At 30.3% G+C, this 21,200-nt stretch carries 20 protein-coding genes; 7 read left to right on the forward strand and 13 right to left on the reverse strand.

Features of this window, described 5'->3' with window-relative positions; all coding sequences use genetic code 11:
• Nucleotides 1-52: 52 nt before the first annotated feature.
• Nucleotides 53-3,241 carry a GEVED domain-containing protein gene (locus RSC72_RS03925; protein WP_332545869.1) on the forward strand — a complete coding sequence of 1,063 codons (3,189 nt, stop codon included), beginning with the start codon at nt 53-55 and terminating at the stop codon, nt 3,239-3,241.
• Complete coding sequence (locus RSC72_RS03930) at nt 3,242-3,481, forward strand: hypothetical protein (RefSeq protein ID WP_332545870.1); 240 nt, start codon at nt 3,242-3,244, stop codon at nt 3,479-3,481.
• A 50-nt stretch (nt 3,482-3,531) separates the two neighbouring features.
• Here RSC72_RS03930 and RSC72_RS03935 read toward each other — a convergent pair whose 3' ends face one another.
• From RSC72_RS03935 to RSC72_RS03945, 3 genes are all read right to left on the reverse strand, one after another.
• On the reverse strand, nt 3,532-5,538 hold the full coding sequence (locus RSC72_RS03935; RefSeq protein ID WP_332545871.1) for a flavohemoglobin expression-modulating QEGLA motif protein: 2,007 nt from the start codon (nt 5,536-5,538) through the stop codon (nt 3,532-3,534).
• On the reverse strand, nt 5,535-6,515 hold the full coding sequence (gene gshB / locus RSC72_RS03940) for a glutathione synthase (RefSeq protein ID WP_332545872.1): 981 nt from the start codon (nt 6,513-6,515) through the stop codon (nt 5,535-5,537). Before gshB ends, RSC72_RS03935 begins: the two co-directional genes overlap by 4 nt.
• A 184-nt stretch (nt 6,516-6,699) precedes the next feature.
• Nucleotides 6,700-7,215, reverse strand: coding sequence for a TlpA family protein disulfide reductase (locus RSC72_RS03945; RefSeq protein WP_332545873.1), 516 nt, complete (start codon nt 7,213-7,215; stop codon nt 6,700-6,702).
• A 105-nt stretch (nt 7,216-7,320) separates the two neighbouring features.
• On the opposite strand from RSC72_RS03945, the gene pth reads away from it, so the two are divergent.
• Genes pth through RSC72_RS03960 form a run of 3 tightly spaced genes read left to right on the forward strand, consistent with a single transcriptional unit; the run spans nt 7,321 to nt 8,520 of the window.
• A complete protein-coding gene (gene pth, locus RSC72_RS03950) occupies nt 7,321-7,887 on the forward strand; it encodes an aminoacyl-tRNA hydrolase (protein WP_332545874.1) in 567 nt (188 codons plus the stop codon).
• A complete protein-coding gene (locus tag RSC72_RS03955; protein ID WP_332545875.1) occupies nt 7,877-8,290 on the forward strand; it encodes a rhodanese-like domain-containing protein in 414 nt (137 codons plus the stop codon). The genes pth and RSC72_RS03955 overlap by 11 nt, the downstream gene beginning before the upstream one ends.
• A complete protein-coding gene (locus tag RSC72_RS03960) occupies nt 8,290-8,520 on the forward strand; it encodes a DUF3820 family protein (RefSeq protein ID WP_332545876.1) in 231 nt (76 codons plus the stop codon). Before RSC72_RS03955 ends, RSC72_RS03960 begins: the two co-directional genes overlap by 1 nt.
• On the opposite strand, the gene RSC72_RS03965 is transcribed toward RSC72_RS03960, so the two are convergent.
• The 6 genes from RSC72_RS03965 to RSC72_RS03990 form a co-directional block, all read right to left on the reverse strand.
• Nucleotides 8,517-8,957, reverse strand: a complete 441-nt coding sequence (locus RSC72_RS03965) for a GNAT family N-acetyltransferase (RefSeq protein WP_332545877.1) — start codon at nt 8,955-8,957, stop codon at nt 8,517-8,519. The two genes, RSC72_RS03960 and RSC72_RS03965, sit on opposite strands and share 4 nt — an antisense overlap.
• A gap of 16 nt (nt 8,958-8,973) precedes the next feature.
• Nucleotides 8,974-9,438 (reverse strand): hypothetical protein, encoded by a 465-nt coding sequence (locus RSC72_RS03970; protein WP_332545878.1) that lies wholly within the window; start codon nt 9,436-9,438, stop codon nt 8,974-8,976.
• An 18-nt stretch (nt 9,439-9,456) separates the two neighbouring features.
• Nucleotides 9,457-10,023 (reverse strand): nicotinate (nicotinamide) nucleotide adenylyltransferase, encoded by a 567-nt coding sequence (nadD, locus tag RSC72_RS03975; protein WP_332545879.1) that lies wholly within the window; start codon nt 10,021-10,023, stop codon nt 9,457-9,459.
• Between the two features lie 75 nt (nt 10,024-10,098).
• Nucleotides 10,099-10,683: a Maf family nucleotide pyrophosphatase gene (locus tag RSC72_RS03980; protein WP_332545880.1), complete on the reverse strand. Its 585-nt coding sequence runs from the start codon at nt 10,681-10,683 to the stop codon at nt 10,099-10,101.
• Nucleotides 10,684-10,947: 264 nt separating this feature from the next.
• The gene (locus RSC72_RS03985) at nt 10,948-11,472 is read right to left on the reverse strand and encodes a KdsC family phosphatase (protein WP_332545882.1); all 525 of its coding nucleotides are present in this window, start codon (nt 11,470-11,472) and stop codon (nt 10,948-10,950) included.
• On the reverse strand, nt 11,469-12,233 hold the full coding sequence (locus RSC72_RS03990) for a Rossmann-like and DUF2520 domain-containing protein (protein ID WP_332545883.1): 765 nt from the start codon (nt 12,231-12,233) through the stop codon (nt 11,469-11,471). The genes RSC72_RS03985 and RSC72_RS03990 overlap by 4 nt, the downstream gene beginning before the upstream one ends.
• Nucleotides 12,234-12,422: 189 nt before the next feature.
• Here RSC72_RS03990 and RSC72_RS03995 point away from each other — a divergent pair, with 189 nt between their 5' ends.
• Complete coding sequence (locus RSC72_RS03995; protein ID WP_332545884.1) at nt 12,423-14,828, forward strand: outer membrane beta-barrel family protein; 2,406 nt, start codon at nt 12,423-12,425, stop codon at nt 14,826-14,828.
• 121 nt (nt 14,829-14,949) lie between these two features.
• Here the strand turns inward: RSC72_RS03995 and RSC72_RS04000 are convergent, their stop codons facing one another.
• The 4 genes from RSC72_RS04000 to RSC72_RS04015 all read right to left on the reverse strand — a co-directional run bounded on the left by RSC72_RS04000 (nt 14,950) and on the right by RSC72_RS04015 (nt 20,651).
• Nucleotides 14,950-16,119: a dicarboxylate/amino acid:cation symporter gene (locus tag RSC72_RS04000; RefSeq protein ID WP_332565871.1), complete on the reverse strand. Its 1,170-nt coding sequence runs from the start codon at nt 16,117-16,119 to the stop codon at nt 14,950-14,952.
• A gap of 128 nt (nt 16,120-16,247) precedes the next feature.
• The gene (locus RSC72_RS04005; RefSeq protein WP_332543466.1) at nt 16,248-18,113 is read right to left on the reverse strand and encodes a LysM peptidoglycan-binding domain-containing protein; all 1,866 of its coding nucleotides are present in this window, start codon (nt 18,111-18,113) and stop codon (nt 16,248-16,250) included.
• A 42-nt stretch (nt 18,114-18,155) separates the two neighbouring features.
• The gene (gene bshC, locus RSC72_RS04010; protein WP_332543467.1) at nt 18,156-19,754 is read right to left on the reverse strand and encodes a bacillithiol biosynthesis cysteine-adding enzyme BshC; all 1,599 of its coding nucleotides are present in this window, start codon (nt 19,752-19,754) and stop codon (nt 18,156-18,158) included.
• A complete protein-coding gene (locus tag RSC72_RS04015) occupies nt 19,755-20,651 on the reverse strand; it encodes a glycerophosphodiester phosphodiesterase family protein (RefSeq protein WP_332543469.1) in 897 nt (298 codons plus the stop codon).
• 89 nt (nt 20,652-20,740) lie between these two features.
• Between RSC72_RS04015 and RSC72_RS04020 the strand changes: the two genes are divergently transcribed.
• A complete protein-coding gene (locus tag RSC72_RS04020; protein WP_332543471.1) occupies nt 20,741-21,151 on the forward strand; it encodes a hypothetical protein in 411 nt (136 codons plus the stop codon).
• Nucleotides 21,152-21,200: the final 49 nt, after the last annotated feature.

The following is a 21,200-nucleotide window of genomic DNA, read 5'->3' on the forward strand; positions in this document are numbered from 1 at the left end:
GTTTAATCATGTTTTTTTATGTTATTTTTATGAAATAATTAACATAAAAATTATGATTAAAAATTTACTTCTATTTAAATGTGTAGTTTTGTCTTTTCTATTAAGCAACGCTTCTTTTGCACAAAACAAGCCTCTTGAAGTTTGTGGAACTGAAGAACTACAAGCTGATTTTTTTAAAAAAAATCCTGGATTTAAAGAAATTTATGATGCTAAATTATTAGAATTTAATGAAGCTAGAAAGCAAGGTAAATTTTCTAAAAAACAAACAGAAATTATTGAAATTCCTATTGTTGTTCATATTCTAGATGACGGAAAAGGTTTATACGTACCAACCGATGCACAGGTAAATGCTTGGATTGCTAGAGCAAATGCAATTTGGGATGGATCCGCATCTGATATTAAAGGACCAGGAGCTGGAGGTACTACTTTACCAGTTCGTTTGGTGTTAGCGAAAAGATCTCCGAGTTGTGAAGCAACTACAGGGATTGTTAAACATGATTTATCACAAAATCAAACTTATGTAGATGGTGGAGTTGCAAATGGAGGGTCAAATCCTGGTATTCCTTATGCTACAATTAACTCAACCTATAATTGGGATTCTAGTTCTTATTTTAATATCTATATTACAAATAAGATAAACGGAGTTAATCCTTCTACTCCTGGTATTAATTCATATACGGCTGGTTTTGCAACATATCCCGGTCAATCTGTAGATTTATCTGTAATGTTATATCATGTTGTTATAAAATCAACTGATACAGTATTAGCACATGAAATGATGCATGCATTTGGTGTAAAACATGTATTTGAAGGAGGAGATGGAGAAGGTAAAACATGTGGATCATTGGCAAATGATAATATTACTGACACACAGGTTACACGTAGTGGATTATTTTTTGGTGCATCAATTAATCAGAATGGTCAATATAATCAATATAAAGTATATCCAGATAACACGGTAGTTAATGATTGTGCAAATGGCGCTTTATTTGATGGAGTACAATATAATATGATGAATTATGGATCAAGGTTAGATCGTTTTACACCAGGTCAAGGACAATATGCTGTAGATGTAATCAATCAAATGAGACCAAGCTTTAAGACAAGTAAAGCATTAGTTCCAATTAACCCTAATGAGACATCTTCTAGTCCTATTCCAAGTCAGTGTAGACCTCAGAATTTAATAAACAAAGCTGCAGATGGTCAGTTATTTAATATAGGTATTACAAAAGTTAAATTTGGAACTATAAATGTTTCATCTGGAACTCCAATGGGAACAACAGGGGTTGTGTTTTATACAGATAATACTACAAAAAGTTGTATTTCTAATGCTTTTACGGCAAATGTTGAAGAGGGTTCTGTAGTAAATGTAGAGTTAACTGCTGGAAGAGTAGATTTTGAAGGTAGTTTTAGTGTGTTTATTGATTATAACAATGACGGAATATTTGGAAGTAATGAAACTGTTATTCCTTTTTCTACAGCTACTAATGGATTATTAAAAACAGCAATTACAATTCCTACAACTGCTGTTCAAAACATACCTTTAAGAATGAGAGTAGTTGGTGATTATGCAAATAGTATAACAGCTTGTGGAAATTTATATTATGGCGAAGCTGAAGATTATACTGTTATAATTACAGCTCCAGCTGCTGTAATTTGGAATGGAACAACTTGGAGTAGCGAACCAACAACAGCAAAAGAAGCTATTGTTCGCGGAAATTTATCTTTAACAACCAATGTTTCTGCTAAAAAACTAACAGTAGAATCTGGGTCTGTTATAGTAAAAAAAGGAAGTGTATTAACAGTAGAAAATGAAATTGTAAATAATTTAACTGCAGATAAATTTATTGTAGAAGATGGTGCAAGTGTATTACAAACTAATGCTACAGCCAATGTAGGAAATGTAACTGTTCTTAAAAATAGTACACCTATGGTTTTCAACGATGCTACATTGTGGTCTTCTCCAGTAGATGGACAAAATGTTCGTAGTTTTTCACCAGCAACACTAGACAAGCGTTTTTATATCTATAATGAAGGAACAAATAAGTTTGCAAGTTTATTTGTAAATGATCCGTTGTACCCAAATAGTAGCTTACAAAATCCAAATACGTACAATTTTGTAGCTGGTTTAGGTTATCACATTAGAGTATCAAATAATCAAACACAGACAGAACCAGGTTTGGCTTATGCAGGGAAATTTATAGGGAAATTAAATAATGGATTAATTACTCAACCAATTACAAAAAATGGTTCAGGTTACAATTTATTAGGAAATCCTTATCCATCAGCAATAGATGCGAAAAAATTAATACAAGCAAATTCGTCAATTCAAGCGTTACATTTCTGGACGCACGAAACGCCATTAACATCAACAGGTTATGCAAGTAACAATTATGCTTCTTATAATTTAACTGGTGGTACACAAGCTGCTGCAGGAGGTCTTATACCAAATAATATTATAAATCCAGGACAAGGATTTATTGTAGAAACAACAGCATCTGGATCTTTAACATTTGATAATTCATTAAGAACAGGATCTTTAACAGGATCATTTTATAAAACTTCCGAATCAGATGAAAAAAGAATTTGGATTGATTTATTTGAAGGAACAACACCAAAAAATCAAATTTTAATTGGATACATCGAAAATGCTACAAATAGCTTTGATAACCAAATGGATGCTACTGTAAACAAATTGTACACAGGTTCTACACTTTATTCATTAATTGATAATTTGACTGATCACTTTGTAATTCAAGGACGTTCATTACCATTTAATCAAGACGATGTTGTGAAAGTAGGATTTGAGGCGAAAGAGAAAGCGACTTATACAATAAAATTGAATAATGTAGAAAATTTAGACAAGGAAACTACAGTTTTCTTAAAAGATAAAGCGGATAATCAAATTGTAGATTTAAGTAAAACAGATTATTCATTTCATTCAGAAATAGGAATTTACAATGATCGTTTTGAACTTGTTTATACAAATAAAACTTTAGGAACTGATGATCTTAAAGTTCAGGAAATTAGTGTTTACAAACAAAATGGACAATTAGTTGTAAAATCACCAAAAGAAATCAAAAACATTGAAGTTTATGATATTTCAGGAAGAAAAATTTACACTAAATCTATTACAGGAAAAGAAGTTGTTTTAACTGGATTGAGAAGTACAAATCAAGTCTTAGTAATTAAAGTTACAACAGCAGACAACAAAATTAACAACACTAAAATCTTATACTAAATGAAAAAATTAATAGTAGCTTTTACGCTTATTCTATCATCATTTGCTTTTGCAAATGATGATGTAGAAAACACCGATTTTTTTAGTTCATCATCTTCTACAGCAAACAATAGTGATATTGGAGTTGTAGATGATCCTGATCCTGCATCACCAATCAATGATTATATATTACCACTTATTGCAGTCGCTACAGTTCTTGGTATTTATTATATCAAGAAAAAAGATCTTCTGAAGAACTAAAATATATAACAACAAAAAACGCAACTTTCATAAGTTGCGTTTTTTATTTATTAATCTTTTATTCCGTTAAAAATATATTGTAGAATAGGATTTATTTCTGGATTTTCAAGATGCTTCTTGAAAACTTTTGTGTAGTATTTCGGTTTGTTAATCATTTTTCTTTCAACCAATTCATCAATAGTATCAATGTATTCCACAGATGTTTTTCCTATCAATAAATTGTCCAATGAACGACCTTCATCTACATAATTTAAAATAGTTTTTAAACCTTTTAAATATAATGCATCTTTTGTAAATCCTCCTCCACGATAAACACGTGTTGTTAGATAAAATGCATCTTCTGGCGTCATTTTATATTCCTCCATCAAAACCATAAAAGTTTCATTAAAGGACTTTCCATTAGTTAACATATGTACCGCCATTACACGCAACCCAAGCTCGCGTAATCGACTATGATTAATAGAATCAGTGTAATACTCGCTCAAAATAGCTAAACCTTCTTGTGTTAGGGTATTAACAGGTAATCCAACACTAAATATTTTTAATGGTTGATCCAAAGCATTCATTGTTGTTACCATGTGTACACCAATTTCGTGCTCTATTAATCCATTTGTAAAACGTTTATCAAATTTTACACCTTTCTTTATCACAACTTTACGCTTGCTATTGATAACAAGAGCTTTTGAAGCGATATCATCAGAAACCTCTATATCAAATTGAAAACCATAATCATTGGTTGCATTTTGAAATAAGTTGACTACTTCTTCTTCTGTATAATCACCGTGATTATCAATTCTAAATTCGGGACAATACAAGATAAAGTTTGCATTTTCGATGTCTTTTTTCGATGGTTCTCCAAAATAACGAAGCGAATTGTATAAAAACTTATTTGTACCCAAATTTGCTAATAAATCAACTTTATCAAAGTAAGAATTAATCGTATCAACATACATATTTTGTATGGTAATATCGTTTATCTTTTCTACTTTAATATTAGATAATTTTCGTTTAAATTCAAACGGATTTATATTAAGCGGATTGTATTTAAACTGGGGTTCGTAGGTATATTTAGATGCTAAAAATTTCTTCTTCTCAAATTCTAAATTAATTGGATTGATAACACTTAATAACTCAAAATCGTTTACTAATTGAAACAATTGTTTATCAATTTTTATCAAATCCGATTCTAACTCGTTGTGTAAAATATTAACTTGTTTAGAACCTACTTTGTATGTTGTTTCATTTTTTACAAATTGAAATGCATGATTTAAAATCGCTGTTTTAAACCCTTCTTTTATCTGATTGATAATTTCTGGGAAAGATTCTCCAGTCAACTCGTCACAATAAATTTTAGAAACTTCTGTTGCTAAAACCAATGTATTTTTGAAACGATTTGTTACAAACTCCAACAAATAACCACGTCCGTAAAAAACATCATTTATTGCCGAATAATTATGAATGTTTTCTAATTCAATCTGCGCCAATTCATCGCGCCAAGATTCAACATAACTTCCATAACGTTCTTTGTCTACTTTTTCTGCACCAATATTGAAAACAGGTACAGGACGATCCCAACGTTTCCAGTTATACGAGTGTATATCGTAAACTAAACACGATTTAAATTTTGATTCTAATTTTTTGATTAAAGCTTCAACTACCTCGTAAAATGCCGTATGTTTTGCTAAACTTACTTGTTTTTGAGAAGATGTTAATGGATCTCTCCAAACTTGTTTTCCCCATGCTTCTTCATAAACTGCAGTTTCTGGCGCACGATTCAAATCATATTCAAATCGCGAATCACAGCCTTGTATTAAGACAGGAAATGTTTCTACAAACTCAGCTGTATGTGGATCTTCTTCGTACCAACGTTCGTAATTAGATAATAGACATTTATCGCGAACATCATCGCGCATATGACTACCATCGTGTATTGCAGCACAAACGTAAGGTATGTACTCGTCAATTTTTATTTTAAAAGATTCATCTTCTGAGTATGCTTCAAATACAACTTCATTTTCAATATTATCAAGGATTTGTTGAATACTTAATGATTTCATGCTCTATATTCTTTATATTTTTCTAATAACATATCAATGATTTGTACTTGCATTTCTGTGTTATTATTTACTTCATTGTGAGGAACGATTCCTCCAGGACTTACTACATTTAGTTCGACCATTTTACCGTTAATTAAATCTACACCGCAAAAATAAATCCCATCTTCATTTAGTTTTTTACCAATCTTACGACAAAGCTCTAACTCATATTCAGACATTTCATGTTTTATAGCAGAACCTCCTGCCGAAATATTAGAACGGTGATCACCAGCAGCTGGTACACGCATAATAGCGCCAATAGGTTCGCCATTTACAACCATTGCTCTAACATCTCCTTTTTCTGCACCTTCTATATAATTTTGACAAATAATAGGTTGTGAAGCACCAGTATGATTAATATAAAAATCACAAATAGATGATAAATTACCCATATTATTACGTTCAAAAAGGACAACTCCTTTTCCTCCCATACCATCTAATGGTTTTACAATAAATTTATCAAAATTATTTTCTTCTACAAATGATCGAATTAAGTCAATATCTTTTGTAATTAACGTTTGTGGAACAATAGTTTCCTGTCCATCATCAAAAGATGCGGCATAAATTTTATTATTCGCTTTGCGTAATCCAGAAATTTTATTGACAAAAAATACTTTGTCTTCAATCAATTCTAACATATTCAATAAAAGCGGATCAATTGGTGGATCGGCTCTCATGAAAACCATATCAAATTCGGTAAAATCTTTTATAGAACTTTCGAATTGCATGGCATGATAAAAATCTACAGGATCTTCTGTGTCTTTAGTTATTAACTTTTTGCACTTTCCTACAACTTTACCTTTGGCAATAGAGATATCGTTTTTTGTTAAATAGGATACTTCAAATCCGCGGTTAACGCATTCTTTAATCATACGTAAAGTAGAATCTTTAGCTGGTTCTACTTTGTCCCAAGGGTACATTACGAAGCATATTTTCATATATATAAAAAAGGTATTTAAATTAGTGCAATAATAACTAAAAGTTTGATACAAAAATAAGTCTATAAAAAATTATAGAATATTTATTTTCCTTCTACTAAATATATTGATTTTTAACGGATAAAAAAATAAAAGGGTGATTGGTTTTTCAATTTCAATCACCCTTTAGTTGGTAAACTATAAACTATTTCTTTCTTAAATGATTAATTGTCTCTTGTACTTTTGGATCATCAGCTTTCACACTATAATAATCTGCAATTTTTCCTTCTTGGTCAAGTACGAGATATCTTGGTATCCAATTCAAATCAATACTTGTGCCAAAAGTACCTTTCCAATTATTTCCCATGTAAAAGTGTTGACCTGTTATAGTATATTTTTCGATACCATTTTTCCAAGCTTCTTGATTTTTATCCATAGAAAGATAAACAAACTCTACATCTGGATTTTTTTCGTGTAAAGTTTTTAAGGCAGGTATATTTTTAATACAATCTCCACACCAAGTTGCCCATAAATCTAATAATACAATTTTTCCTTTATAGCTGGAAAGAGCTTTTTCTATAGTTATTGAATTTCCTTGCAGATCAACTAAACTATCTTGTAAAGCTGCTGCAGGGAATTCAGTTTTCATCACGTTAGGAATTTTTTGCCCAAAGACATTCAATCCTAAAACTAATATTAAAACGCTAATTATATTTTTCATGATATCTATTATTTTTAATAATTCAAATTCTATACCAAATTGGTAGAATTTAAAAACGAAGTTAGGAAATAATTCTATTCCAACAAAAAGATGTAATTTTGTTTTATGCAAAAATATCTTATTATTGGGCTAGGAAATATCGGTGCTCAGTACGAAAATACACGTCATAATATTGGTTTTAAAGTGGTTGAGGAAATTGCTAAAAAAGTTGATGCAAAATTTGGTCCTTCAAATTTTGGAGAAGTTGCACAATTCAAATACAAAGCACGTCCAGTTACGCTTTTGAAACCAAATACTTATATGAATTTGAGTGGAGATGCGGTTCGTTTTTGGATGAAAAAAGAGAATATTGCTGTAGAAAATATTTTTGTCATTACAGATGATTTAAATTTACCATTCGGAACAATTCGTATGCGCGGAAAAGGAAGTGATGGTGGACATAATGGATTGAAAGATATTCAGAATAAAATTGGCGGTCAAAATTATGCACGTTTACGCTTTGGTGTAGGAAATGAATTTTCGGAAGGAAAACAAGTTGATTATGTTTTAGGAGAATGGTCTGCAGAAGAAATGACAACAATGAGTGAACGATTAAATGTAGCCGCAGATGCAGCTTTATCTTTTGTTTTTCAGGGATTAAATAATACAATGAATCAATATAATGGTAAATAAAATTTTAGGAGTTGTAATGATTACAGGGACACTTTTTTTAGGTTCTTGTGCCAGTAATTCGTCTACAACAGAGGAAAAAAATGCTAAAGTAGAAGAAGTAATTTCTACATTAGACAATGTGAATGAGATTAACTTCAAGAATAAAAAGAATGTTTTATTAGACGTTCGCACGCCCGAAGAATTTGCAGAAGGTCATGTTCCTGGAGCGATTAATATCGATGTGAAAAACAATAATTTTACAGACGAAATTTCAAAATTAGATACAAAAAAGAATTATTATATTTATTGCAAATCTGGTGTTAGAGCAAAATTAGCGACAGATAAAATGCAAGAAAAAGGTTTCAAAAATGCAGTGAATTTCAAAGATGGAATGTCAACTTACAAAGGAACTGTAACAAAATAATGGAAGGATTTCGTCCCGAAATATTAAAAGAAATTGTGACAACAAAAATGCCTTTCGGAAAATATGAAGGGCGTTTGTTGTGCGATTTGCCTGTTTCTTATCTAGAATGGTTTGTAGGAAAAGGTGGTTTCCCCAAAGGTAAGTTAGGCGTTCAACTTTCTACTGTTTATGAAATAAAACTAAACGGTTTGGAAGAAATCATCTACGAATTGAAACGCAAATTTGGTTAAACTTCCCATTCATAAAAATTAGCATCATCTCGTAACTGAAATCCAGCGCTTGGATACAACGAATTTCCAATATCATTTGTAACACTTGTTTCTAATAACATAGCGCAAGCGTCTGTTTTGCGGCATAAATTCTTTGCTTCTTCTATCAATTCTCTCGAAAAACCTTGTCCTCGAAATTCTGAGGAAACAAATAAATCATTCAAAATCCAGAAACGTTTCATTCTTGTTGATGAAAATGAAGGAAATAATTGCACAAATCCAACAGCGTTTTCTTCTGTATTATATGCTAAAAAGATAACCGATTCGTCGTTTACAATTCGTGCTTCTAAGAATTCTTCCGCAGCTTTTATATCAGATTTTTTATCATAAAATTGACGATATGCGTCAAATAAAGGAGCTAATTCTCCCAAATTACTTATAGTGGCTTGTTTTGTCATGGTATGTTTATTTTTATTAATTATTTAAATCGCGGCAGATTACTTCAATAACGTAACAATTTAACCTAAGTAATCGAGGTAGAATGTTATTTAAATAAAATCCGTAATCAGTATATTGATTAGCATTTTCAATACGTTTTCCTACACCTAGATTAATTTTAATTTCAAAATGAGAAGAAAAACCTTCGTAAGTATCTTCTATTTTAGTTGAACTTATTAAAAATCTCTCATTTAAACAATCTATAAAAAAAGATACGTAATTTGAATATTCTTTATTCTCTCTTTCATCAAGAATAGGTTTTAAATCTTTAAAATTTTTATAATTGACGTAATCAAAATTATCTAAATCATTAACCTTAAGAGATAGAAAATTAAAATTATTATTACTATAATCAAATTCAATCATAAAATCATTGAATAAATCAGAAAATTTATTTCTGTTAGTTAAGATTCCTAATGAAATTTCTCTATCAACACTCATAATATTCTCAAATTAAAATTATCCATACAAATTACTTCCATCCAAATATTCCCAAACTTTTGGAGGTAACATGGGTTTAATATTTTTTCCTTCTTTTATTGCATTTCTAACAAAAGTAGAAGAAATTTCCATCAACGGCGCTTCCACCATTTCTACGTTTTCCAAATTTTCTTCTTGAGAATATCCAGGACGAGGATAAACATACAATTGATAATCTCGCATCAAAATATCAGCATTTTTCCACTTCGAAATACCATCCAAATTATCAGAACCCATAATCAAAGCAAATTCGTGTTCAGGAAATTTTTCGTTGAGATGAATTAATGTGTCAATTGTGTACGAAGGTTTCGGTAAGGTAAATTCTATATTAGAAACTCTAAGATTTGGATAATCTTTTATGGCTAATTCTACCATTTCTAATCGATCGTATTCATTTGCCAAAGAACTTTTTTTCTTCAACGGATTTTGAGGCGAAACAACCAACCAAACTTGGTCCAAATCTGTGAATTGTTGAAAATGATTGGCAATAATTAAATGCCCGACATGAATAGGATTGAACGATCCAAAATATAAACCGACCTTCATAGAATTGTTTTTAGAAGAACAAAAATACGATAATTATAGAATAAAAAAATCCAGCCGAAGCTGGATAAATATTTTTTAGAATTTGATTAATTCTTTATATAGCTTGTGTGTAGGAAGTCCCATTACGTTGAAATAACTACCATTCATATTATCTACACCAATGTAACCAATCCATTCTTGTACGCCGTATGCACCAGCTTTATCGAAAGGTTTGTAATTGTCAATATAAAAATAAATTTCTTCGTCTGATAAATCTGCAAAAGTAACTTGCGTTTCGTCCGAAAATGTTACTTCTTTTTCGATAGAACGAATCGTAACCGATGTATAAACAGAATGTGTTTTTCCGCTTAATTTTTTAATCATTTCGTAAGCTTCTTCACGATTTTCAGCTTTTTCTAACGATTCATCATCTACCCAAACAGTTGTGTCCGAAGTTATAATTAAATCTTTTGGTTGAATAGCTGTATACGCTTGTGCTTTTTTTGCTGAAAGATATTCGGTAATTTGTTCTTTCTTGAATTCGTTTCGGTCAAAAGTTTCGTCAATATCTAAAGAAATAGTCGAAAATTGTAATCCTAAACCAGCTAATAATTCTTTACGACGTGGTGATTGCGATGCCAAAATGATATTGGTATCTTTTAATTTTTCTGTTAATAACATTTTATAATTGTTATTCTGATGATTTTTTTATCTGTTATTTCAAGCTTAAATTTTATACTTCTTTCATTTTTGTCTTGACACAAAAACGAAACAAAAAAGTCAAGGCTGTAAATCTATTCACTAAAAATGTTTTCATTTCACTAAAGATTTTAAAACCCTAGTGGCTAAAATCTTCTTAACGTTGCATTCAAACATTTTCTTAACGTGATATATTTAATGCCGATTTTAAGCTGAAAATTAAATGTTTAATTTATTCAAAGTCTTTTATACAGAAGCAATTTCTTCCGCGTTATACCATTTGTTTTGAACTTTTAAGATTTGCTCTAACAAATCGCGAACACAACCTTTTCCTCCATTTTCTGGTGAAATGTATTCCGAAGCTTTGCGTACATCTGTACATGCATCGTTGGGGCAAGTGGCTAAACCAACCAAACTCATTACTGCTAAATCTGGATAATCATCGCCCATATAAGCGATTTCATCAGGATCTAAACCATAAGAAAAAAGTAAATCTTGAAAAGCATCTACTTTATCACGACGATTAACGTAAATATCTGTTAAGCCTAAATATTTAAGGCGATTAACTACTGCTTCATCTTTTCCGCCTGTAATTACTGCAATTCTAATTCCTTGTTTGATGGCCAATTGCATTGCGTAACCATCACGTGTATTCATAGTTCTCACCATTTCGCCAGTTGGTAATAAAATTAAATTTCCATCTGTCAAAACTCCATCTACATCTAAAATAACTGTTTTTATGTTATTTAGTTTCTCTTTGTAACTCATCATTTTTCGTAAACTCTTTTTATTGAATCGGTCAAAACTTGGTAAATCTGTAATAATTTCGAATCATCTTCTAATGCTTCTAAGTGACGATTTATAATTACTTGATCTCCACGTTTTGCTGGTCCTGTTTGTGCATCTTTAGGATTCATTTCAATTACCTTATTTGCAGTTTCTTGTATCAAAGGTAACAAAACATCAAACGGCAGATTATTTTTTTCGCAAATATCACCTGCGATATAATATAAATGATTGACAAAATTATTTGCCCAAACACCTGTCATGTGAACTTGCATACGACCTGCAAAGTCTAATTGATGAACTTCATTTGAAATACGATTTGCAAGATCATTTAATTTTTTTAAATCTGTTGGATCTTCTGCTTCAATAAAAAATGGAATATTATCGTAACGAAGTATTCTTTCTTTTGAAAAAGTTTGTAATGGATAGAAAACTCCTTTTCGATAATCGCCTTTCAGAACAGACATTGGCGATGAGCCAGAAGTGTGTACAACTAAAACATCATCAAAAGGAATATAATGCGAAAATTCTTCTATTCCACTATCCGCACAAGCAATAATATATAGATCAGCTTTTTCTATTTCTGATATTTTATCAGTATAAGATATGCGATTTGCTTCTCCAATTTCTCTAGCTTTTTCTAATGTTCTATTGAATATTTGTCGAACATTTAATGTGTTTTCAATCAATGCACGAGTTAAATGAAATGCAACATTTCCCGCTCCTAATATGACAATTGAATTCAATGTATAACTCTTTTATGTGTTAGTATTTATCGAATGATAAAAATAGGTTTTTCAGTTGAGTAAATAAAATTTTAAACTTTTTTTAAATTTTTTGTAACAAAATATTTTTTTTGTCGTCTTATAAGTAAAATAAGGATTATTGTGAGGTTGTATTATGTAAAGCATAGTACCTTTTAAAAAATATAAGACATGAAATTGAACAAAATTACACTAGCTATTCTTTTCTCCGTTTGTTCTATATACGGTTTTGCACAGGAACATTATCCTGTAAAAGGAAAGATTGAAAATGCAAAAAATGAAGCTGTTGGTATGGCTGCAATTCAGATTTATAAAGTAGATGTAAAAGAACTTTTGGATGAAGTGTATGCAGATGCAGACGGAACATTTTTGATTCCAGATTTGGAAGATGGAAATTATCGTTTAGTAATTACAGAGTTTGGTTATCAGCAATCTATAACAATAGCTGAAGTAAAAGGAGGAGAGTTAAATATTGGTAACATTATTTTACAGCTTTCAAAAACGGAAACAGTAGAGCTAAAAGGAGCTTTTGTACGAGCAGAAGTTTCGCAATATCGTAATGAGATTGATAAACGTGTAGTAGAAGTAGGAAATGATTTGGTAAGCGCAGGAGCTAATGCGGCAGCGGTTCTTAATAATATTCCATCTGTAAATGTAGATCAACAAACAGGTGAATTATCGTTGAGAGGTAACGAGAATGTAAAAATTTATATTGATGGAAAACCTTCGTCTTTATCTGCATCTGAAGTCTTGAAACAGATTCCATCTAACCAAATAAAAAGTGTAGAAATTATTACAAATCCTTCTGCAAAATATGAAGCAGATGGAAAATCTGGAATCATTAATATTGTAATGGTAAAAGGAACAAAAAAAGGTTACAACGTTGCACTAAATACAGGTTATGAACAAGGTAAAAAAAGTCGTTTCAATAACTCATTAACTGCAAATGTAAATACAGGATCTTTCAACTTTTTTGGAAATTATAGTTACAATAAACGTCCAAGTAGATTTATGGGAAAAGTGGATAATTATGACACTTTACTAAATGAAGATATGGATATTGTAAACAAAGATGAAAGCCAAGCAGGTAAAATTGGTTTCGACTGGTTTATTAATGACAAGACGGCTTTGACAGTTTATACCAATCAATGGTTTGGAAAAGGAACAGGAGATATTAATTCTATAGTAACCAATACCGTAAATAATAAAATTTATAATAATCCTTCACGTTTTGATGGAGATTGGCAAAATCAGGATTATAGCTTAAACTTTAAACGTGATTTTAATAAACCTGACCACAATATTATATTAGATGCTTTTTATGCAACTTCTAAAGGATCAGATATTAGAAACATGGATCAAGAATATCCGGTAACTAAATCTTATTATGAAAACCGTGATGATAATACAGATAACATACGAATCAACTTAGATTATACGAATCAAATCAAAGATGGAGGAAAAATTGAAGCTGGATTACAATTTAGAAAAGAAACGAACAATAATATCTTCATTACTGATAATAGACGAATTGTAAATGCAATAGAAATTAATCCAAGTACTGATTTTGATTTTTCAAGAAATTTCTTATCTGCCTATTTAAACTATGGTCAGAAATTTGGGAAATTCGGAATGCAATTAGGATTAAGAGGAGAACAAGTAGAAGATAAAGGAGATTATTTGTACAATGTAGATAAAAAAGGTCAAATAGATAATAATAAATTTGATCTATTTCCTTCAGCTTTCTTTACTTATGATGTAACGGAAAAAGGTCAAATATCTTTAAACTATAGCCGTCGTATTGATCGTCCAGGAATTGGCCAATTATCTCCTGTGCCTGATTGGGCAACTTCTTTGATGTCAAGCCAAGGAAACCCAGATTTAAAATCAGAATATACAAACAATTTTGAAGTTGGATATTTACAACGATTTGGTAAAAACTCTATTTCGGCAAATGTATTTTATCGCATAGTAAAGGATGATATTGTAAGAACTATTCTTAAAAATCCAGACATTGAGAACGGTATCATTCAAAATTTTGTTAACTATGATGATACAAACGCTTATGGTTTTGAGTTAAGTTTTAACCTTGTTCCTAAAAAATGGTGGTCGACTAACATTAGTGGAGATTGGACACATAATGTAATTGTTGATAATGAAGTAGATCTTAAAACTGGAGAATTTAGAAATGTAGAAATTAACGCTAATCGTTTAACAGCACGTATGAATAATACTTTTAAGTTAAATAAATCTATTAGTTTACAACATTTCTTCATGCTTGTTGGAAAAAATAAAAATATTCAAGGAGAGATGCAAGAAATGTGGCGTATGGATTTAGGAGCACGTTATACATTTATGGATGGAAAAGCAAGTTTAAGCGCTCGTGTAAGTGATATTTTCAGAACATTCTATGGACGTTTAGAAACAACAAATCCTTACAATGGATATGGAAATTTCCGTTGGGAAGCACAGACATTAAACATTGGATTTACATATAATTTTGGAGGAAAAGTTCGTAATCGTGCAGACGTACAACAAAATAAATCTGATAACAATGGTGGTGGAGTAGGTTTCTAAGAAAGTACATTCTAATACTTATATATTTTTTTAAAACTAAGAAGAGTTCCTAAATTATTTTAGGAACTCTTTTTTTATATAAGTAAGTTATTTTAAAATTTATTTGATTTTGAATCAGATTCTAAATTATTTTCTTTTTAAAAATTTGATTAACAGTAACAGCAATAGCTCCATCTCCAGTCACATTTCCTGCAGTTCCAAAACTATCCATAGCAATGTAAAGTGCAATCATCAATGCTTGATTTTCTGGACTAAAACCTAACATAGAAGCAATGATACCAATTGCAGCCATAATAGCTCCACCAGGAACACCAGGCGCTGCAACCATTGCAATTCCTAGCATCAACATAAAACCTAAAAATTGTATAAAATCAATTTCAATTCCTTGTATTAACATTAAAGCTAGACAACAACAAACGATTTTTAACATAGAACCCGACAAATGTATCGTAGCGCAAAGTGGAACTGCAAAACTTGCAATTTCATCACGAACTCCAATTTTCTTTACTTGCGCTAAAGTTACTGGAATTGTAGCTGCCGAAGATTGTGTGCCTAAAGCTGTAAAATAAGCAGGTAACATCAATTTCAACATTACAAAAGGGTTTTTCTTTGCAACGATTCCTGCCAATGTAAATTGAATAACTAATAATAAAACATGAAGAATAAAAATTATACCTATAATCTTTAAGAAAACATTCATAATCGTTACAACTTGTCCTGAATAAGACATGTTCAAGAATATTCCGAAGATGAAAATTGGTAATAATGGAATGATTAAATGTTGAATTAAATAAGTTATAATTTCTTCAAAATCATCTGCGAATTTTCCGAAAGTTGAATCTTTTAAACGTGATAAACCAATTCCAAATAAAAAAGAAAATACCAAGGCAGGCATTACATCAAACAATGGTGGAAATTCTATAGAGAAAAATGGTTTGAATTCTTTTGCTTTTTCAGCCAAATTAATTTGTCCTGTTTGACTTTCTAATAAACTAGGAAAAATTGACATACTTGCAGAATATCCTAATAAGCCTGCAAAAATTGTAGATCCGTAGGCAATAAAAACGGTTGTTAATAGTAATTTTCCTGCGGTTTGTCCTAATCGTCCTATCGATGGAACAATTAATCCTACAATAATTAATGGGATTAAGAAGTTTAATAATTCGCTAAAAAAATCATTGAACGTAATAAAAATACGACCAATAATTTCGGGAATAATTCCGCCTAATGCGATTCCTAATACAATGGCAAGAATGACTTTTACGAGTAAATTGTTTTTGAGTTTGTGCATCAGCGAATTTAATAACAATTTTTTAAACTTGCTTTGCTCTGTATTTTCTTTCTAAATATTGTCTTGAAAACAAGAAAAGCGACATCAAATTTTGACATCGCTTTTGTATATTTTTTCTTTTAATAAAATTACTTTTTAGGCAATCTTACCACACGACTTGCATCGTTTGTGTAAGCTTTACTTCCACTTACTTTTTTGTAAGCAAATTTTGATGAAACTCTTGTGTTTTCTGTTGTAATATTGTTTGTTACATCACCTTTATTGTTCATTCTATCAACAATATCGTATGTTACATCATATCCCAATTGCTCGTAACGAGTAGGAAATTCACAATAAACTTCTTTAAAATCTTTTAGTACACTTTGTACTTCCGTATCACGTGTATTGATTAAACGAGCAGTGCTGTACACAAAACCAAATTCGCGGAAAGCATCAATATTTTTTGCATTTTCTGGACTATAAACATCATAAACAGAAACAGATTTTATTCCGTAAGCTTTGATATTATCCTTGTTAAATGTTTTTAGTTTCTCTAAATATTGTTTTCCTAAATTGTCATCATCTCCAACCATAACCGTAATAATTGGTGTGTAATAATCAACACCATCTACTTTATCATGTGGTTGTACAATTTTTGAGGCATTATCTACAATTACAACATTAGCTTTCAATTGTTTTTCTAATTGCTTTTTCGTGTAACTTGCTAATTCCTGATCATCTCTATTTGTTAATAAATAGACTTGTTCTCCTGCGAAATTCTTCGCGATTTCTTCTATAATTTGATCTGCAATTACTTCATCTTTTGGATTAGAAATCAATAAATCATTGAAAGAATTTAAAGAATCATCATTCGCGTAAGGTGAAATTACAGCAATACCAGAATTGTCAAAAAAGTGAGCAACTTCTGTTACATCTGATGTATTTAAAGGTCCAATAACAGCATCTGTTTTACTAAAATCTGTGGTTGACAAAATATCTTGAATCGTACCATTTTTAGTATCGATAACTTTTACATTTACATTTTTACCTTTTTTTGCTAAACGTGTTAACGCTAGTTTGGCGCCAGTAAAAAATTGTGTTGCTTGCGAATTCTTTAATTGCGGATTATTTGCCACATCAAAAGGCAACATAATTGCAATATTGATTTCGTTATCATCTGCACGTTTTAGTTTTCCTGCTTTACTATATTTTATAATTTTAGCATTCTTTTGCAAAGGTAACTTAAGCGTCATTCCAGCTTTTAATCCATTTATAACCTCAGGATTCAAACGTAACAAATCGTCTAAATTTGTATTATAACGTTCTAAAATACTGTATGCGGTATCTCCGTTTTGAACCACATAATTTATCGTATTTTCTTCGATAACTACAGCGCCAGATTTTTTAGGAATAGAAATTACCATTCCTTCTTTTAAGCCTGAAGTTTGTAAAGTCGGATTTTCAGCATAAATATCATCTACACTTACTTTATAATCTTTAGAAAGCGTGTATAGCGTTTCTCCTTTTTTTACTAAATGAGAACCTTTTGGTACTGTAAAATTGTCTTTATTTATGATAGTTTTAGGTAGTTTCAAAACATCACCAATTTCTAAACCTCTTTCTTTAATTTGTGGATTTAACGATGTTAATGTCGCTTCGCTAACATTATATTTTTTTGTTAAATTATAAACTGTTTCTTTTGGTTGAATAGTTATATAATTAAAATTTGGATCATCAAATTCAGTTAAATGAGTTGGTCCTTCATCACTTATAATGACTTTTTTTGTCTCCTGAGATTTTATTTCATTTCCTTTTGTTGGAAGAACGATTAAATCACCAGGATGTATACCATTTTTCTCAATTTTAGGATTTGCTTTATATAATTCTTCCTGTGAAATTCCGTACTGTTTTGAAATTCCATAAATTGTTTCTTTTGGTTGAACTGTATGCGTTTTTTGTTGAGCATAAAGTGCTGTTGCACCAACAAATAACAATAAAGCTAATATTTTTTTCATTTAGATGAATTTTCGTTGTCAAATATACGAATTATGTTTCGTTTAAATTTTTTCGTCAAGCGTATTTATTATAAACTCAAACTCGAAAGGTTGAAGACTATCTGCAATAAAATCAATAAAATAGTGAAGATTGATATAATCAAAATCTGCAAAATTTTTGACACGTTCTTGTAAGCCATTTTGTTGATTTAAATCAGTCAAAAGTTCATCAATTCTTCTCAAAATATCTTCATTTTGCTTCACTTCAGCATGAATTAGTCGTTTTTTAATTCGTTCAAAACCTTTCAATTGTTTTGTGCGCTGCGCTTGTATCATGTCTGCAAAAGAAGAATCTGTTAAACTGCTCAAATTTTCCAATCGTTCAAAAATGCTTTTCAACTCCTCTTCCAAAGCAGGAATTTTTGGTGCTATTTCAGATAAATTCATCACTCTTTTTTTTGTGATAATCAAACTATTTGAAAATAAATCTTCATTAGTTAAATTTAACTTTTGTTGCTTTTCGTATTGTTTTTCGGTTCTAATTAACATAGAATTTCGTAAAACTAACAACGGAAAATCTATCTCGAATTGAGTAAACATTTCTTTTAATTGCAGCCAATATGCTATTTCGCCACCACCACCAATGTACGCGACATTGGGTAAAATGGTTTCTTGATAAAGTGGACGCAAAATTACATTGGGACTAAATTTATCTGGATTTTGATGTAAATCGGCAATAATTTCTTCTTGTGTAAACGTGATAGAAGTGTTATTGACAAAATACGTTCCATTTTCTTCAACAATTCGTTCGCGCGAATTATCGTCTTTCATATAAAACAAGTTTATTTCGCGTGGATTAACTTGAATTGAATAGCCTAAAGCTTCTAATTTAGCGTTTTGAGGAATGACATGTTGATAAGATTTTTGTTGAATTAATTCTTTTTCAAAAGTCGAAATCATTAATTTTTTTAACTCTTTATCATCACCATCTACAAATAATAAACCATAATCTTTAAATAATAAATGAACTAATTCTCTTGTTGCATCGGTTAAATTATCGTGCGATAAATAAGATTGGTCGATTAATTCTTGTAATTGTGTTTTCTTTGTTCCATTTGGTAAAATCAACAAAAATGATTCAAAAACATCCTTCAAACCTTCTGTTGATAAACGTCCAACTGGTCCTCCATGTTTTTTTGACCAATGTATATTTCTATCACCATACTTAAAATGATTGATTTCTTCAAAATCATGATCTTCCGTTGCCATCCAAAAAATAGGAACATAATTTATTTCATCTTGTTCTTGATTCAATTCTTTGCATGCTTTTATGACTTGAAGAATTTTATAGAAAAAGAAAATTGGACCAGTAAATAAATTTAATTGATGTCCAGTTGTTATGGTTACTGTATTTTTTTCGGATAGTTTTTTAAGATTTTTTTGTTGCTTTTTTGATAAATCTAAACCATTAAGTTGTTGCTTAATTTGTTCAACTAAAATTTCTCGATTTTTATAATTTTCAAGCTTAGTTTTTGCTTGTTTTATATAGTTTTCTTTGATTGGAAATAGATTGTATAATTCGGATAAATTTTCATCTTGATCGATGTAATTTAACATCAATTTTGAAAAATAATTTGAATCCTTTAATGATATTTTTTCCATTTAATTTTTATTTATTGTTTGTTGAACATCAAGTGCACGATCGGTTGCAAAAATATCAACACCATCTTTTTCTAAATCTTTATAAAATTGATTTCCCTTTGCCGCAGCACTTTTATCCAAGTTACCTAATGTACCAAAAATTACTAAAATATCTTTTTCATGAATTTTATCAAACAATGATTTGTCATTACGGCGTGTTCCTGTAAAAGCAACCATTTTGTCAGTTGGAATGCCACTGTTCATCATTTCATTAAATTCTCGTTCATTTCTCATCGAAACAGACAAAAGCATATTTGGCGCAATTCGGTTTAGTTTTTTTGCTTGTCCAACAGTATACGTCACTAAAACAACTTTATTTTGCATATTTGCTTGGTTAATAGTTGATACAATAGCCGCATAATCTACACCTTTTTTGATATCGACCATAAAGTAAATTGGTTTGTCTTTTCCCCAATTCAGTGCTTCAGCAAAAGTCGGAATTTTATATGATGTTTGTTGTCCGAAATCATCTACCAAAAAGTATTCCTTAATCTGATTTAAGTTAATTTGATTGACATCTTGTCGCCCCGTACTTGTTCGTTGTAATGAATTGTCGTGCATCAAAACCAGATGTTGGTCTTTAGTCTCACTAACATCAATTTCAAAAATTTGTATGCCTTTTTTGTGTAAATAATCAAATGTTTCGATACAATTTTCAGGATAATTTGTAATTCCACTTCCACCACGATGAGCGCTGACATAATTTTTATTTTTGGTAGAATATTTGAAGGTTATTTCATCAGATGAATTAATTGACGCGTCTTTTACTTGATTAGTTGTAGAATTGCAACTATAAAAAATGGTTAGGTTTAAAATTATTAATCCAAATAATAATCGTTTAAGGTATTTGATGTTCATAAACTTGTCTAAAAAAATGTAAAAAAATAGTATGTATAATTTTAAAGAGATGTAAATTTAAACTGAAATAATCAACTAAAATAATTATTATGGGACTTAGAGATTTTTTGAAGAGTTTATTGGGAAAAACTGAAACTGCAATAGATGTTGCAGGAGATAAATTTGATGACGTATCGTCTACAGTAAAAAAAACAGGAACATTGATTGCTGATGACGCGTCTGAATTTGCTAAAAGAACGTTCGAGAATCTAAAAGAAGCTTCAGGAGAATTGAAAGAGAAAACAAAAGAAGCAGCACAAGATTTTAAAGAACGTACAAAAGAAGAGTACAATGAAGTGAAAGATGTTGCGGAAAAGCAAATGAATGAAACGAGTGAATTTGTAAAAGAAAAAGTATCGGACATACAAGATGCTTTGAAAGATAAAAAATCGGAACTTGAAGAAAAAGCAGAAACTAAATTGGAGGATACTTCTACAACGATAAAAAAAGAAGAAAATTAGTTAAAGTCTTGCATAAATATGCAAGACTTTAGTTTTTAGAAGCTATAAG

This window comes from Algoriella sp., assembly GCF_036647415.1.
Lineage (GTDB): Bacteria > Bacteroidota > Bacteroidia > Flavobacteriales > Weeksellaceae > Empedobacter.

What these genes read in the sequence shown, in the direction of transcription:
- RSC72_RS04005 (WP_332543466.1), bottom strand. Translation starts at nt 18,113, where the DNA reads ATGAAAAAAATATTAGCTTTATTGTTATTTGTTGGTGCAACAGCACTT.
- RSC72_RS03970 (WP_332545878.1), bottom strand. Translation starts at nt 9,438, where the DNA reads ATGAGTGTTGATAGAGAAATTTCATTAGGAATCTTAACTAACAGAAAT.
- gshB (WP_332545872.1), bottom strand. Translation starts at nt 6,515, where the DNA reads ATGAAAATATGCTTCGTAATGTACCCTTGGGACAAAGTAGAACCAGCT.
- RSC72_RS03945 (WP_332545873.1), bottom strand. Translation starts at nt 7,215, where the DNA reads ATGAAAAATATAATTAGCGTTTTAATATTAGTTTTAGGATTGAATGTC.
- bshC (WP_332543467.1), bottom strand. Translation starts at nt 19,754, where the DNA reads ATGGAAAAAATATCATTAAAGGATTCAAATTATTTTTCAAAATTGATG.
- pth (WP_332545874.1), top strand. Translation starts at nt 7,321, where the DNA reads ATGCAAAAATATCTTATTATTGGGCTAGGAAATATCGGTGCTCAGTAC.
- RSC72_RS03955 (WP_332545875.1), top strand. Translation starts at nt 7,877, where the DNA reads ATGGTAAATAAAATTTTAGGAGTTGTAATGATTACAGGGACACTTTTT.
- RSC72_RS04020 (WP_332543471.1), top strand. Translation starts at nt 20,741, where the DNA reads ATGGGACTTAGAGATTTTTTGAAGAGTTTATTGGGAAAAACTGAAACT.
- RSC72_RS03960 (WP_332545876.1), top strand. Translation starts at nt 8,290, where the DNA reads ATGGAAGGATTTCGTCCCGAAATATTAAAAGAAATTGTGACAACAAAA.
- RSC72_RS03930 (WP_332545870.1), top strand. Translation starts at nt 3,242, where the DNA reads ATGAAAAAATTAATAGTAGCTTTTACGCTTATTCTATCATCATTTGCT.
- nadD (WP_332545879.1), bottom strand. Translation starts at nt 10,023, where the DNA reads ATGAAGGTCGGTTTATATTTTGGATCGTTCAATCCTATTCATGTCGGG.
- RSC72_RS03985 (WP_332545882.1), bottom strand. Translation starts at nt 11,472, where the DNA reads ATGATGAGTTACAAAGAGAAACTAAATAACATAAAAACAGTTATTTTA.
- RSC72_RS04000 (WP_332565871.1), bottom strand. Translation starts at nt 16,119, where the DNA reads ATGCACAAACTCAAAAACAATTTACTCGTAAAAGTCATTCTTGCCATT.
- RSC72_RS03965 (WP_332545877.1), bottom strand. Translation starts at nt 8,957, where the DNA reads ATGACAAAACAAGCCACTATAAGTAATTTGGGAGAATTAGCTCCTTTA.
- RSC72_RS04015 (WP_332543469.1), bottom strand. Translation starts at nt 20,651, where the DNA reads ATGAACATCAAATACCTTAAACGATTATTATTTGGATTAATAATTTTA.
- RSC72_RS03995 (WP_332545884.1), top strand. Translation starts at nt 12,423, where the DNA reads ATGAAATTGAACAAAATTACACTAGCTATTCTTTTCTCCGTTTGTTCT.
- RSC72_RS03980 (WP_332545880.1), bottom strand. Translation starts at nt 10,683, where the DNA reads ATGTTATTAACAGAAAAATTAAAAGATACCAATATCATTTTGGCATCG.
- RSC72_RS03935 (WP_332545871.1), bottom strand. Translation starts at nt 5,538, where the DNA reads ATGAAATCATTAAGTATTCAACAAATCCTTGATAATATTGAAAATGAA.
- RSC72_RS03925 (WP_332545869.1), top strand. Translation starts at nt 53, where the DNA reads ATGATTAAAAATTTACTTCTATTTAAATGTGTAGTTTTGTCTTTTCTA.